The organism is Streptomyces boluensis, assembly GCF_009908195.1.
Lineage (GTDB): Bacteria > Actinomycetota > Actinomycetes > Streptomycetales > Streptomycetaceae > Streptomyces > Streptomyces boluensis.
The window spans coordinates 1-1554 of record NZ_JAAAHS010000701.1 but is presented as its reverse complement, the minus strand read 5'-3'; the positions used below and the strand labels follow the sequence as shown (position 1 = coordinate 1554).

Below are 1554 nucleotides of genomic sequence, written 5' to 3'. Positions count from 1 at the left end.
GCGCTCAGGCGGCCGGGACGGGTGTGGCGGTGGGTGCCTCGACGCCGAGGCGGTCGAGGAGTTGGGCGCGCAGCTCACCGAAGCCCGGATCGGAGATGTCGCGCGGTCGCGGCAGATCGATCCGCGTCTCGTGCGCGATCACCCCGTCGTCCATGACCAGGACACGGTCCGCGAGCAGCACCGCCTCCTCCACGTCATGGGTGACAAGCAGCACCGCGCACCCGCGCCGCTGCCACAACTCACCGACGAGCCGCTGGGCCTTGATCCGGGTGAGCGCGTCCAGCGCACCGAACGGCTCGTCGAGCAGCAGCAGATCCGGCTCGCGCACCAGGGCACGGGCGAGCGAGGCCCGCTGCGCCTCGCCGCCGGACAGTGTTTTGGGCCAGGCGTCGACGCGATGGTCGAGCCCGACCTCCGCCAACGCCCGTTCCGCCAGGGCGCGTTCGGGCTTGCCGGGCAGCCCGAGCAGCACATTGCGCCACACCCGCTTCCACGGCATGAGCCGCGGCGCCTGGAACGCGGTGGCCTTGCGGCGCGGCACGAGCGCGGTGCCCTGGATGTCCCGGTCGAGGCCCGCGAGGATCTTCAGCAACGTCGACTTGCCGCAGCCGCTGCGCCCGAGCAGCGCCACGAACTCGCCCGGCCGCACGGTCAGTTCGAGCCCGTCGATCACGCGCCGGCCGTCGAACGTACGGGAGAGCCCGGAGACGCGTACGGCGGCGGAGTGGTCCTCGGACGGGGTCGGGGTCACTGCCCCGTGAACGTCGGTCGCCATTGCAGCAACAGCCTTTCGAGGGTTCGGACGACGAAGTCGGCGAGCAGGCCGAGGAACGCGTACACGATCAGGCAGACGACGATCACATCGGTCCGCAGGAAGTCCCGCGCCTGCACCATCAGGAAACCGATGCCCGAGTCGGCGTTGACCTGCTCGGCGAAGACGAGCGCCAGCCACGCCACCCCGAGCGAGAACCGCAGCCCGGTCATGGCGCCGGGCAACGCCCCCGGCAGCACCACATGCCGTACGAGCCCCCACCGCGAGAGCCCGAGCGACTGCCCCGCCTCGATCAGCTGGGAGTCGACGCCGCGGATCCCGGCGTACACGTTCAGATAGAGCGGGAAGGTCACGCCCATCGTGATGATGGCGACCTTCGGGGCCTCACCGATCCCGAACCAGATGATGAACAGCGGGATCAGCCCGACGAACGGCACGGTGCGCAGCATCTGCACACTCGCGTCGACGAGATCCTCACCGACGCGGAACAGCCCGGAGACGAGGGCGAGCACGGTCCCGACGACGGTCCCGAGCACCAACCCGAGCGCGACCCGCTGCAGCGACACCCCCATGGCCGAGGTGAGCGACCCGTCGGCGATCAGATCCCCGGCGACCCCGGCGATGGTGCCGGGCGCGGCCAGCACGTCGGGCTTCAACACCCCGGTGGCGCTGAGGAGTTGCCACAGTACGAGCAGCAGCAGCGGCCCGGAGGTACGCCGCAGCCAACGCGGCACGCGGGTGCGGCGGGTGGAGGCGGAGGTGAGGGGGACGAGCTCGGGAGC

2 protein-coding genes are annotated in these 1554 nt (G+C 71.2%); both read right to left on the bottom strand.

The window, feature by feature from the left end; genetic code table 11:
* Positions 1-4 precede the first annotated feature (4 nt).
* Positions 5-775, bottom strand: coding sequence for an ABC transporter ATP-binding protein (locus tag GUY60_RS37580; protein WP_161705980.1), 771 nt, complete (start codon positions 773-775; stop codon positions 5-7).
* Positions 748-1554, bottom strand: an 807-nt coding sequence (locus tag GUY60_RS37575; protein ID WP_246236160.1) for an ABC transporter permease, incomplete at its 5' end; no start/stop codon positions are given. The genes GUY60_RS37575 and GUY60_RS37580, both read right to left, overlap by 28 nt.

What these genes read in the sequence shown, in the direction of transcription:
- GUY60_RS37580 (WP_161705980.1), bottom strand. Translation starts at nt 775, where the DNA reads ATGGCGACCGACGTTCACGGGGCAGTGACCCCGACCCCGTCCGAGGAC.